Source organism: Chitinophagales bacterium (assembly GCA_020636495.1).
In the GTDB taxonomy this organism is placed as follows: Bacteria; Bacteroidota; Bacteroidia; order Chitinophagales; family Chitinophagaceae; genus UBA5543.
Genome location: JACJXQ010000008.1, coordinates 1,544,501 through 1,564,606, shown reverse-complemented (window position 1 = coordinate 1,564,606; position 20,106 = coordinate 1,544,501). Strand labels below are relative to the sequence as shown.

18 protein-coding genes are annotated in these 20,106 nt (G+C 43.9%); 5 read left to right on the top strand and 13 right to left on the bottom strand.

The genetic code is table 11. The annotated features are described in order from the left end of the window. Positions 1-21: 21 nt before the first annotated feature. Entirely contained in the window at positions 22-891 is an 870-nt protein-coding gene (locus tag H6550_06735) for a hypothetical protein (GenBank protein MCB9045818.1), read from the top strand. Between the two features lie 47 nt (positions 892-938). On the opposite strand, the gene H6550_06730 is transcribed toward H6550_06735, so the two are convergent. Then, positions 939-2,159 (bottom strand): hypothetical protein, encoded by a 1,221-nt coding sequence (locus tag H6550_06730; GenBank protein ID MCB9045817.1) that lies wholly within the window; start codon positions 2,157-2,159, stop codon positions 939-941. Positions 2,160-2,379: 220 nt separating this feature from the next. Continuing rightward, positions 2,380-3,492 carry a hypothetical protein gene (locus tag H6550_06725; protein MCB9045816.1) on the bottom strand — a complete coding sequence of 371 codons (1,113 nt, stop codon included), beginning with the start codon at positions 3,490-3,492 and terminating at the stop codon, positions 2,380-2,382. 604 nt (positions 3,493-4,096) lie between these two features. On the opposite strand from H6550_06725, the gene H6550_06720 reads away from it, so the two are divergent. Both H6550_06720 and H6550_06715 read left to right on the top strand, forming a co-directional pair. Further along, the gene (locus H6550_06720; protein ID MCB9045815.1) at positions 4,097-5,035 is read left to right on the top strand and encodes a hypothetical protein; all 939 of its coding nucleotides are present in this window, start codon (positions 4,097-4,099) and stop codon (positions 5,033-5,035) included. After that, positions 5,032-5,418: a hypothetical protein gene (locus tag H6550_06715; GenBank protein ID MCB9045814.1), complete on the top strand. Its 387-nt coding sequence runs from the start codon at positions 5,032-5,034 to the stop codon at positions 5,416-5,418. Before H6550_06720 ends, H6550_06715 begins: the two co-directional genes overlap by 4 nt. Before the next feature lie 58 nt (positions 5,419-5,476). On the opposite strand, the gene rny is transcribed toward H6550_06715, so the two are convergent. Next, complete coding sequence (gene rny / locus H6550_06710) at positions 5,477-7,057, bottom strand: ribonuclease Y (GenBank protein MCB9045813.1); 1,581 nt, start codon at positions 7,055-7,057, stop codon at positions 5,477-5,479. A gap of 198 nt (positions 7,058-7,255) precedes the next feature. On the opposite strand from rny, the gene H6550_06705 reads away from it, so the two are divergent. Then, on the top strand, positions 7,256-8,026 hold the full coding sequence (locus H6550_06705) for a C40 family peptidase (GenBank protein ID MCB9045812.1): 771 nt from the start codon (positions 7,256-7,258) through the stop codon (positions 8,024-8,026). Here H6550_06705 and H6550_06700 read toward each other — a convergent pair. The 7 genes from H6550_06700 to H6550_06670 all read right to left on the bottom strand — a co-directional run bounded on the left by H6550_06700 (position 8,023) and on the right by H6550_06670 (position 15,107). Further along, positions 8,023-9,108 carry a hypothetical protein gene (locus H6550_06700; protein MCB9045811.1) on the bottom strand — a complete coding sequence of 362 codons (1,086 nt, stop codon included), beginning with the start codon at positions 9,106-9,108 and terminating at the stop codon, positions 8,023-8,025. The genes H6550_06705 and H6550_06700 overlap by 4 nt on opposite strands. A gap of 248 nt (positions 9,109-9,356) precedes the next feature. Next, the gene (locus tag H6550_06695) at positions 9,357-9,905 is read right to left on the bottom strand and encodes a translation initiation factor IF-3 (GenBank protein ID MCB9045810.1); all 549 of its coding nucleotides are present in this window, start codon (positions 9,903-9,905) and stop codon (positions 9,357-9,359) included. Between the two features lie 75 nt (positions 9,906-9,980). Then, positions 9,981-11,936, bottom strand: coding sequence for a threonine--tRNA ligase (thrS, locus tag H6550_06690; GenBank protein MCB9045809.1), 1,956 nt, complete (start codon positions 11,934-11,936; stop codon positions 9,981-9,983). Between the two features lie 112 nt (positions 11,937-12,048). Further along, positions 12,049-12,582 carry a hypothetical protein gene (locus H6550_06685; protein ID MCB9045808.1) on the bottom strand — a complete coding sequence of 178 codons (534 nt, stop codon included), beginning with the start codon at positions 12,580-12,582 and terminating at the stop codon, positions 12,049-12,051. A gap of 68 nt (positions 12,583-12,650) precedes the next feature. Next, a complete protein-coding gene (locus tag H6550_06680; protein MCB9045807.1) occupies positions 12,651-13,370 on the bottom strand; it encodes a hypothetical protein in 720 nt (239 codons plus the stop codon). Then, positions 13,367-14,197, bottom strand: a complete 831-nt coding sequence (locus H6550_06675; GenBank protein MCB9045806.1) for an ABC transporter permease subunit — start codon at positions 14,195-14,197, stop codon at positions 13,367-13,369. The genes H6550_06680 and H6550_06675 overlap by 4 nt, the downstream gene beginning before the upstream one ends. Further along, positions 14,175-15,107 carry an ABC transporter ATP-binding protein gene (locus H6550_06670; GenBank protein ID MCB9045805.1) on the bottom strand — a complete coding sequence of 311 codons (933 nt, stop codon included), beginning with the start codon at positions 15,105-15,107 and terminating at the stop codon, positions 14,175-14,177. The genes H6550_06675 and H6550_06670 overlap by 23 nt, the downstream gene beginning before the upstream one ends. Positions 15,108-15,302: 195 nt before the next feature. On the opposite strand from H6550_06670, the gene H6550_06665 reads away from it, so the two are divergent. After that, on the top strand, positions 15,303-16,592 hold the full coding sequence (locus H6550_06665; GenBank protein ID MCB9045804.1) for a HAMP domain-containing histidine kinase: 1,290 nt from the start codon (positions 15,303-15,305) through the stop codon (positions 16,590-16,592). Positions 16,593-16,597: 5 nt separating this feature from the next. Here the strand turns inward: H6550_06665 and H6550_06660 are convergent, their stop codons facing one another. From H6550_06660 to H6550_06650, 3 genes are all read right to left on the bottom strand, one after another. Beyond that, positions 16,598-17,194 (bottom strand): carboxymuconolactone decarboxylase family protein, encoded by a 597-nt coding sequence (locus H6550_06660; GenBank protein MCB9045803.1) that lies wholly within the window; start codon positions 17,192-17,194, stop codon positions 16,598-16,600. A 71-nt stretch (positions 17,195-17,265) separates the two neighbouring features. Beyond that, complete coding sequence (locus tag H6550_06655; GenBank protein MCB9045802.1) at positions 17,266-17,829, bottom strand: peroxiredoxin; 564 nt, start codon at positions 17,827-17,829, stop codon at positions 17,266-17,268. A gap of 175 nt (positions 17,830-18,004) precedes the next feature. After that, entirely contained in the window at positions 18,005-20,041 is a 2,037-nt protein-coding gene (locus tag H6550_06650; protein ID MCB9045801.1) for a gliding motility-associated C-terminal domain-containing protein, read from the bottom strand. Between the last annotated feature and the right edge of the window lie 65 nt (positions 20,042-20,106).

The following is a 20,106-nucleotide window of genomic DNA, read 5'->3' as shown; positions in this document are numbered from 1 at the left end:
ACTCATTTCAAGAAACAAACCATGCCACAGGAACAAAAAGACTTCAGCACTATCAGCCCTTCAGCCAAATCGCTGTTGCTGATGAAAGGTTATACCAATATACCATATGCTGAGCAAACGGCAGCACTCATGCAGGGCCCCGAAGCATTCGATCTCAACTTCGACAATAAAGACTTCTGGTTCTGGATGCGCGTGATGCACTTTGAGAGCCGCTACTGGAGTATCGACCAACTACTGAAACAAACCAACAGCACCAACATACTCGAGCTGTCTTCCGGCTATTCTTTACGAGGGCTTGACCTTTGTGTCAACGACGAACAAATACACTACATTGATACCGACCTGCCCGAAGTGGTAGCTACCAAGCAGAACATGATAGACCAACTGCATTTAGACAGCGGCATGAAAGGCACGTTCGAGTTGCTGCCACTGAATGCAATGGACGAGTCTGCCTTCAACAATGTAGTAAACAGGTTTCCGGATGGCCCTCTGACCATCGTCAACGAAGGCCTGTTGATGTACCTGGACATAGTAGAGAAAAAACAACTCTGCCAAACCATACACAAAACACTGAAACAGCGTGGCGGCTACTGGATCACTGCAGACATTTATGTAAAGCTACCCGCAGAAATGAGGGCTAAGATGCCGCAAAGCATGCAGGAGTCCTCCTTCCTTGAGCAGCACCGTATCGAAGAGAATAAATTTGACAGTTACGAAGATGCCCGTGCATTTTTCAGCGAACAGGGCTTTGAAATAATACAGGAAGCAGCTCCCGACTACGAAAAACTAAGCACGCTGCCACACCTCATGAAAGTATTGCCCCAACAGGCACGCAACAGCAAAGAGCCACCACCCAAAATACAGGCCACATGGATGCTCAAAGCGGTATAGTCTTCTTTTGTCTCGTCAAATTAACCGATGTCAGTATAACCGGAGTTTCACCACACCTCATCTATCGAGGCACAATCACACCTGGCACCACTCCATTGCACTTCCGGCTTATGTTTGCAGATACATTCCGGAACACTACATTTTTCTGCGGGCTGCCAATATACGGTACGGCTGATGTCTGAGAGTTTTTTGCTCAGGTAGCCTAACCCCATAGGTGGCGTACACTTACCAAATACAATTTCTTTTATTGTGCCGTCTTCAAATTGAATAACGAACACATTACCATGCCTGATCTGGTCATCATTACAATTGTCGCTGTATTCGTTACGGTCAATATCAAGGTATTCAGCCAGTCCCCACAAGCTTACTAATTCCGCCCTGTTAATTGTACCGGAAAAAGTAGCATCATGTTCCTCGAATCGCAAATAACATGCACCATTTACATTCACTTCCACACAGGCATTCATTGGGTCATCACTACTAAATATTTTGTTGTACACAATTTTAGCAATGCTCTTATGTATGGAATGAGCATTATATTTCACAAAACCGTCAAATTGATAAACCAACGTATCGTACACATGATAACGTTTCATATCTACGGTATCGCTCTGCACACAACGGTAGCTGTAATAGGGCTTACCGGCGTTCCAGTTATATATCGAATCAATTATCGTAACGATCTTGTACATAGTATCTATCCTCGACCCTCCTGATGTCCCTCCAGTTATCGTGTCTGTTATGTACGATATGGTGCTGGGTCTTGCCGTGCGTTCTCTTAATGTACAGGGGTTATGTCTGAGCACTAATGCAGTAGAACCATCCGGCAATAACGTGAACTTCCTGAAGCTATATGAAAGAAAATCTTTATTGTCTAACAATGCATGTCCCTCTACCCTTTCACCCATATCCATCAACACTATTGTGCCGGACATACCTATGTCTATTACAAGGTCTGTATTCCCATTTCTGTCTATATCTGCTTTATACATATGCCAGGATTGCTCCTTCATCAGGCTGACAATACGATCATATGGAATGAATAAAGAGAGGCTTTGAGAATCAAGCGTTCGCAACCCGCTTGAATCCCTCTGCACAGTAGTACGATACACCTCCGAGGTAACAGGGTCTTCTACATAAATAGTATCCGGGATCTCAAAATAAAGATGGTTGTACAAACGGTTCCTTTCTGTTACCGATATCCCCGTACATCTTTTAAAATATAAAACGCCCGTCTCTCCCAGCTCAACAGACAGGAATTGTTCCACATCCGCTAAGTTAGCAAGCGAGTCTATCTTATTGGCATATGCAGAAAAGCATAAACACATGCACAAACAAGACCATAAACCATATCTTATAGATGTTATCATAGCGGGACAGTGTATATCATTTCAAGCCCTGCCGTACTACTGCAGGTTGCTGATAACTAAAATTAACGATTTGCATAAAACATGAGCACACCTCGTATCCGCAGCCATTTTTTCAGCATTACCATTCAGCTCCACAGTCGCTTTTGCTGTCAAACCCTGTATACTCGCAGGGGCATTCAAAATCCTCCCTGTTTTCTGCAGGCAACCATTCCAGCTCCCTGCTTATTGCCGCTATGTTTTTGCTCAGGTAGCCTAAACTTATAGGTGCGGGGCAAGACCAGACCTCTATTTTTTTCGTCGTACCATCTTCAAAGTGAAAAGAAAACCTTCCACCCTCTCCGTGGTTGATCCAACTGGAGTAAACATCTTTTTTCGACTTAACATCTATATAGGCTACCAGGTTCAGGAGCTCATCCACCTGCCTGCGGTCCAGCATAGCAGAAAAAGTGGTGTCATATCGCCCGGGCTCAAAGGCAGTGGCCGCATATTTCAGAAAGCACCTTCCGTCCTTGTTTATTTCCATACAGCTTTGCCTTTCAAAACAATACCGTGCCGAACTGTTGGAGTAGTAGTAGTTTATTTTACTGATATGCAATGATTGATAACCTGCGTTATATTTTACAAATGCATTGAACTTATAAACAATGGTATCAATTGCAGCGGTATCTGCTCCACAATGCATATACTTAAGCAAGATGCCATTTGTCTTGTCTGCCAGCGGCACAATACCCTCAAGTTTTATCGCATCAGGAACTTCTGAGAACGTATAGCCATCAACACCGTTGCCCTTATCCATAACAACGACGACATTGCCCGAATATACTACCAGGTCTGTATAACCATTATGGTCCAGGTCAGCTTTATAGAAGATACAGCGATCTAAATCCTTCTTTGAAAGTACCTGCTCCAGGCTCTCATTTACAAATGGATAATCCTTGCAGCAATTATCAGTACTATCAAATTCCCTGGACACAGTGGTTCGTAAAACCACCTCTCCGGTAATAGGGTCCTCTACACTAATGTATTCAGATAGATACATTTTGATCTTTTCAGCCTGCGATATATCAGTACAATAAACCGGGAATATAACGCCCTTCTGCCCCAGGCTGTCTTCCAGGTATTTCCACACCTGTTCTTTTGTATACAGCGAGTCTATTGTGTTAGCAAAGCCCGTTTGCAGGCCGCAAAACAACAAGCACAATAAAAGACCATATCCTGTGATCGTATTCATAAACCGGTGCGATAAGGAAAAATACAAAAAACATTCCATGCTATTGGCCGGCCGGGCCTCCTCTAACCGTCATCTGGTTGAGTGTAGTCCCCTGACTACGTCCTCACGGCCGTCAATCCCCTAGATTGACAAACCACACCAACAAAACCTCGCTGTTGCACATCTTCCGCAGGGCGATGTGGAATAAACGAATTGGCAGCCGTTCTCTGAACGGTATTCAATGCTACACAGTTGATGTCCACCCATTCTGGTCCTTGTTTGCAACGAGGATCACACGTAACGACGTTTGTAACGCGAACCATAACCGCCTCCTGTTGGACGTAGTCCCCTGACTACGTCCTCACGGCAATCAATCCCCCGATTGACAAACCCAGCCAGCAAAACCATCCTGCAAATCCTAATATCCTGCAAATCCTGATTCAGACAATTAAATTTGTAAATATTTATAATTTTACGTATTTTTGTTGTAATAAATACGGACGTACTTATGGAAATCCCGCTCATGCGGGGCTACTATAAAATCCCACCCGATGGGATAATTGTTTAACCATGAAACAAGACCTTACATCCACACTGGGGTTTTGACTATAAAATTTCTACCACCATGACAACAAAACATCTACAGTTCTGCCTCAACTACCTGCAAACACACGACCCCGGCGTAGCCTACAAAATGACCTACCCCAAAGCAAGCACCAACTCACTCTATGCAGCCGCATCGCGCCTCATGGCCCGGCCTGACGTATCGGCATGGATAGAAGAAACAGAGCGAAGCATGCACCAGCGCGTGCTGCGGCAGATAGAAGAAGAGCAAGGCGAAGTACTGAAAAAAGACCTCCTCACCATCAACCAGAAGCGTGCCGTACTTTCTAAGATCATCACGGGCGAGACCAAACGCAGGCGCAACATCAAAACAAAATACGGCTACACAGTGGTTGAGGACGACCTGCCCGTTTATGCCGTGCTCCGCGCCATAGATATGGATACCCGTCTCGAGAACTTTTACAACTACCTCACTAACTCCCACACCTGGCGCAAGACCCACAACCTCTACGTCAATACCCCCACCCTCCAGCAGCAGGTCAATATCCTCATAGCCCAAACCACTGAAAAAGAGAAAGAACCCATACAGGAAATAGATATACCCGTAGAACCAGCCCCTGTTTTCTCTCCCTCCGGAGGGAGAGACCGGCAACAGCCGGTAGAGGCTGGAACACCCGCGAAGGGAAACACAGAATACAACCTGTCCCCCGCCGGCGGGGGTGGCACACTCGCGACAAACAATTCTCCTGAACGACACACCCTATGTCTCCCCTTCAGGGGGATAGGGGGACAACCACCCACACCAAACAATTCCCCTCTTGGGAGAGCCTGTCCCCCCACAGTGGGAGGCGTAGGGGTAGGTACACTCGCGAGGGGAAACACACCGTACAAAAAAACACCCCGTTACTTAACATCACTTAACAATTTCAGCCCACAGAAGCAGCAAACATCCGGGACACATGATAATAATTCACCAACCCAAACGTTATGCAAACAATGAAACGCTTACAACTATTAACACTCATACCCTCCATTTGCTTTGCGCTTACAGGAGCATTTGATATAGGCATGGATGCCTGGCACGGTACCCTCAGCTGGTCGCACACTCTGTTCAACCTCGCATTCTTCATCCCGCTTGTTTTTCGCAACAGGTATGTATACCTCATCTGTGGCAGCTTGTTCACCATACTCTGGGGTTACATGCTGTTTGCAGGCATATTCCTTGCCGCCACGGGCCGGGTATCAAAGGTCAGCGCGTTGGAGATGACAGGTGTCAGCCTGTTCCTGGCATTTTCATTTGTGTGTGCGGTAGCTATGCTCTATGCAGGTATTGAGTTGGGTACCGTAACCCGCAGGCAGGCACAACAGGCAGGGCAACCCTAAACAAAAAAGGCTGCAACTCGCGTTACAGCCCCCTTAATTATCTATCAGTATGAATACATTACCTAGCTATATTCACCGACCTCAGCTCGCGTATTACGGTCACCTTGATCTGGCCGGGGTACTGCATTTCCTTCTGTATCTTATCAGCTATCTCAAACGACAGTTTATCGCTTTCAGCATCACTTACCTTTTCGGCCTCTACTATCACGCGCAGCTCGCGGCCCGCTTGTATAGCGTACGCTTTTTCAACACCCGTGTAGGCCGTAGCCAGTGCTTCCAGGTCTTTGATACGCTGCAGGTAGCTCTGCATGATCTCGCGGCGTGCACCCGGGCGTGCACCGCTTATAGCGTCACAAGCCTGTACGATTGGCGAAATAATGTAGGTCATCTCCATCTCGTCGTGGTGGGCACCTATTGCGTTAACAATAGCCGCATGCTCACCGCAACGCTCAGCTACTTTAGCCCCAAGCAGTGCGTGGCTCAGTTCAGACTCTTCGTCAGGCACCTTACCAATATCGTGCAGCAATCCGGCGCGCTTGGCCAGTTTCACCACTTTCTGTCCCAGTCCCAGCTCTGCTGCCATAGTAGCGCAAAGATTAGCTGTTTCTTTAGAGTGCATCAACAGGTTCTGCCCGTAAGACGAACGGAAACGCATTTTACCTATCAGGCGCACCAGGTCTTTGTGCAGGCCGTGAACGCCCAGTTCTATGATCGTGCGCTCACCTATCTCCATCACCTGCTCTTCCATCTGGCGGCGTGTTTTTTCCACAACCTCCTCGATACGTGCCGGGTGTATACGGCCGTCCTGTACCAGCCTTTGCAGCGACAGGCGGGCTATCTCCCTGCGGAACGGGTCAAAACAACTTAATATGATAGCTTCAGGAGTATCATCAATGATCAGGTCAACACCCGTAGCCGCCTCAATAGCGCGGATGTTACGCCCTTCGCGGCCTATTATCTGGCCTTTCACCTCATCCGTTTCCAGGTTGAATACCGTAATAGCATTCTCAATGGTCTGCTCTGCCGCAGTACGCTGTATGGTCTGTATAACGATCTTCTTGGCCTCTTTGGTAGCATTCAGCTTGGCCTCTTCCATTATCTCCTTCACGTGCGACATGGCTTTGGTACGGGCTTCTTCCTTCACCGCTTCCATCAGTTCTGCCTTAGCCTCTTCGGCAGACAGGCTGGCTACCTTTTCCAGGCGCTTGATGTGCTCTTCCTGGTGGCGCTCCAGTTCCGAGCGCTTGATGTTCACAACTTCCAGTTGCTTATCCAGGTTTTGTTTCAGCTGGTTATACTCGTTGATCTGCTTCTGCATGCCTGCGTTCTTATCATTCAGGCTCTGCTGCAGTTGCTTCAATTTGCTCTCCTGCTCTACTATTTTCTGGTTACGGCGGTTAACTTCCTGCTCGTGTTCGCTTTTCTTTTGCAGGAAATGCTCTTTGGCTTCTAATATTTTCTTTTCCTTAAGTGTTTCTGCGTGTTCTTTCGCTTCTTCTTTTATCTTTTTTACTTGCGCCTCAGCTTCTTCTATCTGTTTTTGGGTATTCTTTGCAAAGAGTTGTTTACCTAATAATATACCTATAAGGATCGCTACCACCGAGACGACGGCAACTATGATCGCTGTTGTTGAATCCATATTCTACTGTTACTTTTAACCTATGATTATTATCCATTGCTTACCGCCTTATTTATATTAAAAATACACCATATGGCATGGGCATGACATTAGCGAGCTAAATTAATAAAAGATTTCGGTATAGAAACGTTCCGATTGATAATATAAATACATTATTCAGTGTAATATTGTGCTGAGGAAAAACACATATAGAATATAATGGTTTTATCGTATGCTTTCTGCAATAGTTCATTGGTGCCGGTGAGGAGCGAACCCACCCACAGGGCAGAAATGGTAACCCAGCTACTTTTCGGCGACCGTGTAGAAATACTGGAGATCAATGATAACGACTGGGCAAGGATACACTGCAACTGGGACGACTATATAGGCTGGGCCAAACTGGGACAGCTATCTATTATTGATAAGAAAGACTACCGTAAAGAAGCACGGTATATTGCCGATAAACATCATAACAAACTGGTATTTGAGCACGACGAACAATGGGTGCCCATGGGCAGCGACCTGTTTGGCATAAAAATGCTACACAAACCCGGGAAATATAAGGGTAAGAAACTGGCGATCAAGGAACTGGAAGCAACCCCTAACCACCTGGCCAATGCCGCAATGCAATATATGAACGCCCCCTATTTATGGGGAGGCAGGAGTATTGCCGGCATAGACTGTTCCGGTTTGACGCAAATGGCGTTTAAAATGTGCGGTATGGCTATCCGCCGAGACGCCTCGCAGCAGGCCGAAGACGGAGAACTGGTTGATTTTCTGCAAAATGCCCGCAAAGGTGACCTTGCCTTTTTTGACAATGAAGAAGGAAAAATAACCCACGTCGGGCTCTTGCTGGATAATACCAGCATCATTCACGCCACAGATACCAGCGGAAAAGTAGTAGTAGACAAAATTGATCCGGAAGGGATTGTCAGTAAAATACTCAGAAAAAGGACCCACAAGCTCAGAATGATAAAACGCTATTGTTAATCAGCGTATTCCATGCCCTTGTAGTATATCCTGTACATGTTCTTACCTATTTGGTATTTCAAAACATCATAGGTAAGTTGCCAGTCTTCCAGTGTGGCGTTGGTCACATCATACAGCTCGCCATAAGAGAATAAACGCAGCATACCCATCCTGTTGACATATGCGATTGAGTGATATTGCATAACGAACTTGTCAGGATAATAACTCTCCAGGCTGTAAACTTTACCCCTGTAGAAAACCTTCATATATCCACTCTGATCGCGGAAGGCAACCATATTATCTATTACGCGGTAATCCTGTGGCTCAAAAAATCCAATACTCTCAATGCTGTTATCATAAAAAACCTTGAAGTAACCATCTGTAGAAACGTAAGCCACAACATTATCTCCTACCTGGTATGAATTCGGCGGGAAATCTTCTACAATATATGTTTCACCATCATGAAATATCTTGAACCTACGGCTGATGTCAATATATCCTACCGTACTCCTGCCGACCTCAAAACTGTTCACAGCATAATCTTCCTGCGACAATATTTGCCCGCCATAAAATATTCTGAACTGGTTAGCATAGTTCACATATGCTGCAATGTTATCTGTCACTTTCACAACATCTAGTGCATCACTAGCCAGGAACCCTTCTATCGGATAAACTTCACCGTTGTAATATGCCTTATACTCACTACGTACACCGTCAAAATACAATAATACGCTATCACCCAGGTAGTAAGTATCGCAATAGGTAGAAAGTTGTTTGATCTTTCCTTTATCGAAAACACTGAGTGCGGTATTGTTCTTATAAGCAACCAGGTTATCACTTATTTTAAATTCGTTTGTAAAACCGGCGTTTATCTTTTTCATGGCTCCGCCATAGTATATCTTAAACGAGCGGGCATTGTCTATGTATGGGATAGCAACTCTTCCTGTTTTTACTTCCAGAGGTTGCAGGTAGTCTATTTTTCTTATCAAACCTTTATCCCATACCATTACCTGATTTTGCAGGTTTACATAGTAGGATAATGGCTGACAAACACTAAACAAAGGGAGTAATATGATGAGTACGGAAAAGAAAATTTTAGGCATACCGACTAATTAATAACCGAAGATAGGCAAAAAATAAAAAAGCCGGCCCGAGAACAGGCCAGCCCCTATAAACCCTATCACCATGAAAACTTCTTTATAATGAGATTATTGTACTGCTACAACAACTTTATATCTTCATTTCTGAACACAAAGTTACAAATCGTTTTTATTTTTTGCAAACAAGGTTATCTTTTTTTTATTTTTTATAGTTAATCGGGCTATCGATTTTTTGTATATAGTTGATTTAACTATTTCTTTTTAGGTGTAAAAATGGCGATCATCCTACGGCCTTCCATTTTGGGCATGCTTTCTAAAGACCCCACTTCTGCCAGGCGCTCAGCAAACTTCAATAACAGTAGCTCACCCCTGTCTTTGAACATGATGGCGCGACCCTTGAACTGAACATAACATTTCACCTTATTACCCTCCTGCAGGAACTTGTAAGCATGTTTGGCTTTAAAGTCAAAATCATGATCATCAGTATTGGGTGTAAAACGAATTTCCTTTACTTCTGACTGTTTTGACTTTGCCTTTTGCTCCTTATCCTTTTTCTTTTTCTCGTAGAGGAATTTTTTATAGTCGATAAGACGACATACCGGAGGCTTAGCTGTTGGTGATATTTCAACAAGATCCACCTCCAACTCGCGTGCCAGTTGCAATGCTTTTTCTATCGGGTAAACATCTGATTCAACATTGTCACCGACAACCCTTACTTCACGGACTGTAATCTCTTCGTTTGTACGATGTTCTTTTTGTGGTCTCTGTCTGAGGTATGGTTTTTTTGTCCTTTTCTGCATTAAAGATTTTTAAAATTGTTGCAAATTTAGCGTATTTGTTCGTTCAATTGCAATAATGCTCATATTAAATGCTTATTAGACGGCCTGGGGTTTCTTCCCTTCCATCTGAGTATTTACTATACTATTTACTTCAGTAATGAACTCCTGCAGCGTAACAGATCCCTGGTCTCCTTCTTTATGTTTACGAACTGAAACCTTCTGCTCATTCATTTCCTTTTCTCCGATTATCAGCATGTAAGGCACTTTCATCAGTTCTGTATCCCTGATCTTACGTCCAATTTTTTCGCTACGGTCATCCAGTTCAGCCCGTACACCCGATGCTTTTAACTGCCTGTAAACCAAATCAGTATATTCAGCATATTTATCGCTTATCGGCAATACCTGCACCTGTACCGGCATCAACCACAGTGGCAGGTTGCCACCACAGTGTTCTATCAGCACAGCGATGAAACGTTCCATAGAGCCAAAAGGAGCACGGTGAATCATTACCGGGCGCTTACGGCTGTTATCACTGTCTACATACTCCAGTTCGAAACGCTCAGGCAGGTTATAATCCACTTGTATAGTACCCAACTGCCAGTTACGGCCGATGGCGTCTTTTACCATAAAGTCCAGTTTGGGACCATAAAAGGCAGCTTCTCCGTACTCCACAACAGTCTGCAGGCCTTTTTCTGCAGCAGCTTCTATAATGGCTTGTTCTGCAATAGCCCAGTTTTCATCACTACCTATATACTTGCTTCGGTCTTCCTGGTCGCGCAGAGAAATCTGTGCCGTGTAATTCTCAAAACCTAGAGAGTTGAAAACATACAATACCAGGTCTATCACTTTCTTAAATTCGTCTTTCACCTGCTCAGGACGGCAGAAGAGGTGTGCATCATCCTGTGTAAAACCACGCACCCTTGTCAGACCATGCAATTCACCAGACTGCTCGTAGCGGTATACCGTACCAAATTCAGCCAGGCGCAAAGGCAGGTCTTTATATGAACGAGGTTGTGTTTTGTATATCTCACAATGATGCGGACAGTTCATAGGCTTCAGCATGAACTCTTCACCTTCCTGTGGTGTGGCTATAGGCTGAAAGCTATCCTTACCATATTTATCCCAGTGCCCTGATGTTACATATAGTTGTTTACTACCTATATGTGGTGTTATGACCGGCAGGTAGCCACTGTCTATCTGCGCCTTTTGCAAAAACTGCTGCAGGCGCTCGCGCAACATGGCGCCTTTGGGCAGCCACAATGGCAAACCACTGCCTACTTTCTCAGAAAATGCGAACAGTTCCAGTTCCTTTCCCAATTTACGATGGTCACGCTTTTTGGCCTCTTCTATCAGTGCCAGGTGTTCGTCCAGCTCTTTTTGCGAAGGGAACGTTACACCATAGATACGGGTAAGCATTTTATTCTTTTCGTTACCCCGCCAGTATGCACCTGCAATACTGGTGAGCTTTACCGCTTTGATATGACCGGTGTGCGGAATGTGTGGCCCGCGGCACAGATCAGTAAAGTTGCCCTGTGTGTAAAAAGTGATCTGCCCGTCTTCCAGCCCTTCTATCAGGTCCAGTTTGTAAGGGTCGTCTTTCTCAGTAAAATAGGCAATAGCATCTTTTTTAGAAATCTCTGTCCGCTCGAAAACGCTTTTATTCTTAGCCAGTTCTTTCATTTTGGCTTCAATAGCTGCAAGGTCTTCTTCGCGTATGGCCCTGTCACCCAGGTCTATGTCATAATAGAACCCGCTTTCTATGGGCGGGCCTATTCCCAGTTTCACTCCGGGATACAAATCCTCCAGGGCTTCTGCCATAAGGTGTGCAGAAGAGTGCCAGAACGTAGCTGCAGCCCCTTGCTCGCCCCAGGTAAGCAGCCTGAGCGACACATCTTTATTAATAGGCCTGGTAGCGTCCCAAACTTCGCCGTCCACTTCAGCCGCAAGCACTTTTCGTGCCAGCCCCTCGCTGATAGACATTGCTACATCCATTGCTGTTACCCCTGCTTCGTACTGCCGTACAGAACCATCAGGTAGTGTAATATTTACCATATAAATACTTCTTCAATGCTCAATAAGTTTGCAAAGCTACAAATTGCGCATGTTGTTTTAAATAAAAAAACCCACCGATCATTACCGGTGGGTGAAAATAATATCATATAAATCACTCTGCCGGTGGCGGAACGTATTTTTTAAAATATATCGTATAGATGGTTGTATCCCTCAACCATGCAGTTACGCCGCCTTCAGTTACCGCTTTATCCTTATATTCCTCGAACCTGATAGCGAACTTGTCGGAGTAGAACTCTATCAACTCTGCATTCACATCCACTTTGAAAAGTTCCTTGTCATCGTAGATATACATCTTTGTATCGTTATCGGTCAGTCCCCACCGGAACGGGATCTCAGCAGTTTCGTTGATAGAACATGTAGTTGCCCCGGGCAGGTGCGCACCTTCATTACCTTCCCTGAATACAAGTAAGTCATCAGTATCACACGCAGCAATAGGTACACGTGTCTCCGCATCAATGGTTACAGGTACCGTGGCACCATCCTTTTTCCATTTTTTGTGTATATACTGATCGTCCAGTCTCCATTTCTCAGCTCTCAGCATCTCCTGCTTGGACACTTGTTCTTCTACCTTGGTGCATGATGACATTATCACACAAGCAGATAAAATCAATAAGGAATATCTCATAATTAAGTATAATTAACCCTTAAAACTAATGAATATCTTGGTGTTGCAAAAGTTTTGGCAGTAAAAAATCAATCCTTTTCTGCGAAAATGTTGTCGGGCAGACCTTTATTTACTTCATAGTTAAGATAACTGATCTCAATTTTGCCCTTTTTATTTTTGCCATTGCCTTTATCATCAGCTTTCATTTGTGCATTGGCGTCATAATCCATGGTAACACCTTTGGGTAATTTATACTCTTTTACGTCCAGGTACACTATTACCTTGTCGGGCAGCCCCTGGGCTATATGCGCACCAAAAGCCAGATCCATTTTCACAGTGCCATTGTCACGGGTAGTAGTTTCCGTCCGTAATGCCAGGTTACGTTCCTCGTCTACCCATATTTTAGTTAGCACAATATCACTCTCACCCTGTGGTATCACTTTTATCACTTTAACAGCACGGCTATTCACTACATCTGTACCTGCATCTATAACAATAGCATCCCCCACTGGGAACATACTATTCAATGTGAGGTTAATATTCTTTTTAGGTAATATAGATACTCCACCGTTACGCTCCAGTTTCATTTTGTCGGGAGCTTTAAAATACAGCTTGCCGGCGAGTGGTGGCACTTTCATAAATGAGACATCTATCCGGATACGCACGTCTGCTACATAGTCATTTACCTTATCCAGCCTTGCCCTTAATTTTTGAAATAATATAGTAGACGAATCAGTCTGTGCGCAAGCCACAAAACTGAAACAGGACAATAACAACAACCACAAACCATTCCTTGCATATCTCCTCATGACTGAATATCTTTTCTTTTAAATATTACTATTGTTGCCGCTAAAAAAAGCGCTATGTATCCTACCAACACCAATACAGAAGTGATTATTGCATCGTATGGTACGGGCGCATCGAAAAATCCTTTCCAAGCTATCATGTGTGTTGTAAACAGATATGGCTTAATGGTATTGAACAGAGGTATTTCCAGGTTAGAAAAAATGGTCAGTACCACTATCACACCCATAGTACCAATTATTGGTCCTATAGAATTATCTGCAAATACAGACAGGAACACAGCCAACGCAGCCACTGTTGACATAGCCAATGCCGCAAATGCGAATGCCAGCATATAACGCCACATAATATCATGTTCCAGCAACATAACAAAGGCATCACTTTTCAGGTTGATAAGGTCGCCCGTACCGAATATCAGAACAGACAGGCCCAGGCCAACTACAGCCAGCCACACCAGCAAGAGCATGGCATAAGCTACACTGGCAATATATTTTACCAGAACCACCCCGCCACGAGACACAGGCTTTGTAAGCAACAGCCGCATTGTGCCGGCGTTGGCCTCCCCGGCTAGTACATCGCCGGCTACCAATGCCACAAGCAATGGTATATGTATGAGCAACGACTGCAATACCAGGTAGGTAACCAAGTAGCCATTGAGAATATTACCCGAAATAGCGAACTGCTCACCCACCCCCTGCATAGCAAACGACACAAAACTGCTTCCATCCACATACATAGCCAGTTGAATAAGAAAGGTCACCGCCGTCATTATCAGGAAACTGATATAGGTACGTGGCCTACGGAATATTTTATGCAGCTCCAGTCTCAGCATCAGCGTGGTTTGTGAGTGATAAAAAATATGCCTCTAATGAGTGCCTTGACCTGATCTCCAGCACATGAACATGTTCTTCTACCAGGTATTTATTCAATCCGGGCATTTTGCGCGGATGCATTTTAAAGATCAATGTTGATGAATTGCCTCCGTCAATATACTGCCCCCAGCCTTTGGCGTGTAGTTTTTCGGTTATAGCATCGTCGGGCAATATCCTTATTTCAAATAATGTTTCGTTGGGGTTCAGCAATTCACTCACCTTTCCTTCTACTATCTTTTTCCCATTGTGAATGATGAGCATATCGCTGGCCACCTGCTCCATTTCGTACAACAAATGTGATGAAATGAGAATGGTCTTTCCCATCTGCCTGCCCAGCGTACGTATCAGTTCACGCATTTCTGCAATACCCTGAGGGTCCAGTCCATTGGTAGGTTCGTCAAGTATCAGCAATTCAGGATCGTGTACTAATGCCACAGCAATACCCAGCCTTTGTTTCATACCCTGGGAGTAAGCTTTTACTTTATCATGTTCCCTGCCGCGCAGACCCACTATCTCCATCACCTCTTCCAGCCTGGTTGACGGTATATGTTTTCGGCTTAACCGTGCAAATATCTTCAGGTTGTCCCAGGCTGACAGGTAACCATACAGGTCAGGACGTTCTACGATTGCACCTATCTGCTCCAATGCCCTTCTCCGGTTCCTGTCGAACCGTTCACCGTTTATCAACACTTCACCTGAATCTGCATGAATCAGTCCCAGCAACATACGAATTGTGGTACTTTTACCCGCGCCATTCTGCCCCAGGAAACCATATACACTCCCCCTTTCGATAGAAAACGACAGATCGTCTACCGCAACAAAATCGCCAAAAGATTTAGTAAGTCCCTTTACTTCAACAATTTTATCCAAGCAATGTATTTATGGTCACAAATTAACACAGAACAGGCAGAATACGTCTGAACATCTGTTAAAGAGAAAATAAATTATATTTAATATAGCTTATCCACAGCAATAAACGCTGTAGATAGAGAATAGTTAAATGAGCGTTAAACAAATTTGGGGCGATGATGTTTAATCTTATCGTTTATGTAATTTCACCGTTTCATGAAAAAGGTATTTCCTCTCATAATTATCCTGATCACCTTATCGGTGCTGGGCATCATATTCATACAGATGTCGTGGATACACAACTCTGTGCAGTTGCGCAGACAACAGAGGGAACAAGACCTGGCCCATGCCATTACCCAGATCAACCAATCGTTGCACGACGCTTACCTGTTCAAGAAAGGGAATATCGGTTTCCTGAATGAAGAATCAAGGCAATATTATCTGCAAGGGTTTACTGTAGAAGTATTATCACCGGAAGACATAACCGAGAAAATAGATGTAGCACTGAAAAGGTATAACATAAAAGAGCCTTTTGAGTACAGCATTACCAATATCTTTCAGTCTCGCATAGTAAAGTCAAAAGGGTTCAACCCAGAGATGAACAACAGCAATTCCATTGACATACTGCTGACCCTGAACGACCCGGAAGCTTTGTATTATGAGGTGCTGCACCTGTATTTGAAAGAGGAAAACAATTTCATCATACGAAAAATAGGCTGGTATATTGCAGGATCTATATTATTTACCATCATTATCATTGCAGCATTTTACCTGACCATCCGTACGATGTTCAACCAGAAGAAACTTTCTGAGATAAAGTCTGACTTTATCAACAACATGACCCATGAACTAAAAACACCACTGGCCACTATATCGCTGGCAATAGACGCCCTGACCAATGAAAAAGTGATACACGACACTGAAAAGATACGCTACTACAGCCGTATGATAAAGGACGAGAATAAGCGTATGAACAAGCAGGTAGAAAAGATACTCCAGTCGGCCAGGATAGAGAAACAAGACATAAAACTGAACCTCCAGAACCTGAATGCGCACGAGATCATTAACAAAGTAGCCGACAATGTAAACCTGCAGATACTGGATAAGAATGGCAAGCTGACTTTGAGCACAGAGGCTGATAACTTTATTATAGAAGCAGATGAGGTACACTTCTCAAATGTGGTCTTCAACCTGCTAGACAATGCCATCAAATATTCAAAAGAAGACCTGGCAATAGAGCTCATCACCAAGAACGAGGGCAACATGTTCGTGCTACAGGTGAAAGACAATGGTATAGGTATGAATAAAGAAACACAGAACAGGGTGTTTGAAAAATTCTACCGTGCCCATACCGGTAATTTGCACAATGTAAAAGGTTTCGGGCTGGGGTTAAGCTACGTAAAAGCTATAGTGGAAGCACATGGCGGTAAAGTGAAGGTAGACAGCGTATTAGGAAAGGGAAGTACATTCTCTGTATACTTCCCTGTAGTACATTCTTCAAAATAAGTAAACTAAACAATTACCGACAGGCTCCGTATCACGGCACCTAACCTCACCGCATCGTATATCCTCGGCTCAGTTGTTCCCAAAGCTTTCACTGAATGTTCGTGAGACACCATACATTGCTCGCAACCATTAATTGCTGAAACAACAATACTCATCAGCTCGAAAAATTCTTTGCCAAGTACAGGATTCATCATGATACTCATACGAATGCCTGCCGGAGTATTATTATAATACTCATTGCCGTGCATATAATGACGGAACCTGTAAAACACATTATTCAGGCTGAGCAGAGAAGCACATGCATGCGCCTCGGCTATTTCTTCCGCCGTTGCTTCAGCTTTTCGGCTCATATTCTCAAATGCTGTTATCAGCACATTATTCTTTTCAGTAACAGATACTGCCAGCGCCAGCAGAGCCGACTCCCTGGCTGACAGGTTTTTACTCTTCATCACAGCTGCCACATTCAGCTTCAGGTCTCTCAGGTATTTACTATCTACTGCCGAAAGACTTTCCAGGCTTTTTGAAGTATGCGTTTCGTCAATACCCAACTCGGCAAACATACTCTGAATAGATACCGTCAGTGTTGTATTCTCTTGTTCCATGCTACTGATTATTTTATACATAACATCCACCTTTCAGCGGTGGATGTTATGATATTATTTATGTACTAAAATTATGCTTCCTGCAGCTGTGCTGTCAGTGTTTCCTGGCCTTTTGTCCAGTTACAAGGGCACAGTTCATCTGTTTGCAAGGCATCTAAAACACGCAGTACTTCATCCACATTACGGCCTACGCTCAGGTCATTTATGTTCAACCAACGAACAATACCCTGAGGATCAATGATGAAAGTAGCCCGGTAAGCGATCTTCTCGTTAGGTTCCAGGATAGAAAGTTCTTCTGCCAGGCTTTTTGAAGTATCAGCTATCATAGGAAATTTCAGGCCACGCAGGTCATCGTGGTCTTTTCTCCATGCCAGGTGTACAAACTCACTGTCAGTTGAAGCACCCAACAAAATAGTGTCCCTGTCTTCGAAATTCTCGAAATTGTTGTTGAATTCCGCTATCTCGGTAGGACAAACAAAAGTGAAATCTTTAGGCCACCAGAACATAACCGCCCATTTTCCTTCCATATCGCTATTGCTGATATTTTGAAACTCTTTACCTTTTTCCAGAGATACCACTGCTTTCTTGTTAAACTCCGGAAACTTACTGCCAACTGTAACACAATTGTTGCTCATTACTTCTTACTACTTTTTAGATTGTTAGAAAATTTTGGCGCAAAGGTCGGTTATGCCTCGGAATAAGACAAACCACGGTGGATTGAAAAGCTTTATGAAAAAATAAATCATTTCAATTTGAAAACACGAAAGGGGGCTTAGAGCCCCCTTTCGTGAAAATATTTATCCGGTTGTGTTATCGTATCAATGTAACGTTACCTGTCTTTTGTATCCGTTTACCTGAGAGGCAGAATCCGTCAACTTCCCAGACATAAACGCCAACAGCAGCTTTTTCACTACCTATATTACCATCCCATTGTTTAGTCATATCTTTCGTAGAGAATACTAATTTACCCCAACGGTCATATATATTAAATTTATCCAATTTAATAATTTCCCTATTCAGCAGTCCAAACTTAGCACGCGCACCATTGCTTTCAGGCATAAATGCGTTAGGCAGATTTACATCACCACACTCTACATAAACAACTACTGTATCAATGCTTGCGCACTTGTACTTACTGCCAGTGTCTGTAACTACCAGGTAATATGTAAAGTCGTGCGGAGGACGAACCATCGGATTGTCTGAGTAGATATCATCAATATACTGATCAGGCACCCACCTGCGCAGGTGATTGAGCCCCTGAGATGTATTAGGCCCGCCTAATAATGTAGACGCACCATCTTTTATGGTCCTGTCAGGGCCTGCATCTGCCTGAAGCTTGATAACATTAACTGTAATATGCGTATCTACTACGCAAGTACCTAGTGGGAATGGCATACGTACATTATACTGCGTAGTGTACTCAGGCCATACCTTAATCTCGTTTTTGCTTGCACCGGATATATTATAGTTAGGTGTCCAACTGTAAGAGATAGCATTGATAGATACCATACGAAGACGAGCAGTGTCACCCTGGCAGATAGTAGTATCAGGAGGCAACAATATCAAAGCCGGTGTCGGCAATACAGTTATTTGTTTACATTGTACCTGCATATCAGGTAAACCTTCATTTACAGCATAATACACATTGTAGAAACCGGCAGTATCGTAGCTATACTTAGGTGGTTTGTTTGTTAGCGAGTACTGTATACTGGCGTTATCACATTGTTCGAACTTGATACGTGTCAGGCTGTTATTGGCCTGGTTAACGATGAATGCATATACATTATCCCTGTCGCGGATAACACGCGAGATACCTACAGGAGACAAAGTAGACCCGATGTTACCAAAATTAGTACCATTGTACGGTCCGTTCACGTCACCCATTTCCAGGCGCACTACGTCGTGCGAACCGGCATTGGTAATGATACCGTGTATCTTACCACAATCTTTTAATAGTGTAATGGCAGATGGCGATTTCAGATCCGGGATACTATTACTTACAACTGTAATGTTCGGAGTCTCGTTGGTCAGTTTATCCATGTCAACACGAGATACCGAGTTAGCATTTGCATTGGTGATGAAGAAATACCATTTGCCACCATCTATAATAGCACCGATATCTGTTGGGCCACTCAACAGTGCGGGAGTAACCGGCAATATTTCTTTAATAGTTGGTGTCAGCGAAATGTTTGAATCGAGGTCAAAACGCATCAACTGGCTGCCGTTGAAGTTACAATAGAAACCATACCACTTGTCACCCTCTTTGGCAACAAAAACCCCTGTAGGGTAATTCAATTTATTTTCGAGGTTTCCAAAGTTCACAATATTCGGAGTGTTGGATAACGACTTGCCAAAGTCGATACGCGACAAAGCAGAAGTAGCTGCTGTCTGACCGGAAGTAAGGAAGATGTACCAACGCTTATCAGCCAGATCACGCACCAGGTAAAGTGAGTTTACTTCATCCGGGAATATACCATCCATATTACCAAAATCAGTAATGGTTGGAATTGAACTCAGATCAGTACCAAAATCCATCCTCAGGAAAGAATTATTTCCTGCGTTTATGGCAAAGCCATAGTAGTTACCATCATCGTCTTTTGCAACTTCTATTCCGGCGGGCAGGTCTAATTTAAACGTATCTCCAAGGTTGACACCTGTAGGATCCTTATAAAGATACCCGGAACAAAACCCCCAATAATGTGACTGTTTGTCCGGCACATTACTCAACAACTGTATAAGTTGTTTTTCACAAACCGAGTCAGGCGCTTTAAATAATTCCTCCTGGGCGTTGACAGAACTCACTAATGAGGCTATCAAAAAAACTACCAATAGTAGACTTTTTCTCATAATACTGAAGAGAGTTTCACTTTCTAATGGGCTAATATAGCGAATTTGCCCTAAAATTTTATAGC

Excerpts from the sequence above, each read along its gene's own strand:
- H6550_06675 (MCB9045806.1), bottom strand. The coding sequence starts at position 14,197 with ATGCTGAGACTGGAGCTGCATAAAATATTCCGTAGGCCACGTACCTAT.
- H6550_06680 (MCB9045807.1), bottom strand. The coding sequence starts at position 13,370 with ATGAGGAGATATGCAAGGAATGGTTTGTGGTTGTTGTTATTGTCCTGT.
- H6550_06720 (MCB9045815.1), top strand. The coding sequence starts at position 4,097 with ATGACAACAAAACATCTACAGTTCTGCCTCAACTACCTGCAAACACAC.
- H6550_06735 (MCB9045818.1), top strand. The coding sequence starts at position 22 with ATGCCACAGGAACAAAAAGACTTCAGCACTATCAGCCCTTCAGCCAAA.
- H6550_06695 (MCB9045810.1), bottom strand. The coding sequence starts at position 9,905 with ATGCAGAAAAGGACAAAAAAACCATACCTCAGACAGAGACCACAAAAA.
- H6550_06685 (MCB9045808.1), bottom strand. The coding sequence starts at position 12,582 with ATGAGATATTCCTTATTGATTTTATCTGCTTGTGTGATAATGTCATCA.
- H6550_06665 (MCB9045804.1), top strand. The coding sequence starts at position 15,303 with ATGAAAAAGGTATTTCCTCTCATAATTATCCTGATCACCTTATCGGTG.
- rny (MCB9045813.1), bottom strand. The coding sequence starts at position 7,057 with ATGGATTCAACAACAGCGATCATAGTTGCCGTCGTCTCGGTGGTAGCG.
- H6550_06700 (MCB9045811.1), bottom strand. The coding sequence starts at position 9,108 with ATGCCTAAAATTTTCTTTTCCGTACTCATCATATTACTCCCTTTGTTT.
- H6550_06655 (MCB9045802.1), bottom strand. The coding sequence starts at position 17,829 with ATGAGCAACAATTGTGTTACAGTTGGCAGTAAGTTTCCGGAGTTTAAC.
- H6550_06650 (MCB9045801.1), bottom strand. The coding sequence starts at position 20,041 with ATGAGAAAAAGTCTACTATTGGTAGTTTTTTTGATAGCCTCATTAGTG.
- H6550_06725 (MCB9045816.1), bottom strand. The coding sequence starts at position 3,492 with ATGAATACGATCACAGGATATGGTCTTTTATTGTGCTTGTTGTTTTGC.
- H6550_06660 (MCB9045803.1), bottom strand. The coding sequence starts at position 17,194 with ATGGAACAAGAGAATACAACACTGACGGTATCTATTCAGAGTATGTTT.
- H6550_06705 (MCB9045812.1), top strand. The coding sequence starts at position 7,256 with ATGGTTTTATCGTATGCTTTCTGCAATAGTTCATTGGTGCCGGTGAGG.
- H6550_06715 (MCB9045814.1), top strand. The coding sequence starts at position 5,032 with ATGAAACGCTTACAACTATTAACACTCATACCCTCCATTTGCTTTGCG.
- thrS (MCB9045809.1), bottom strand. The coding sequence starts at position 11,936 with ATGGTAAATATTACACTACCTGATGGTTCTGTACGGCAGTACGAAGCA.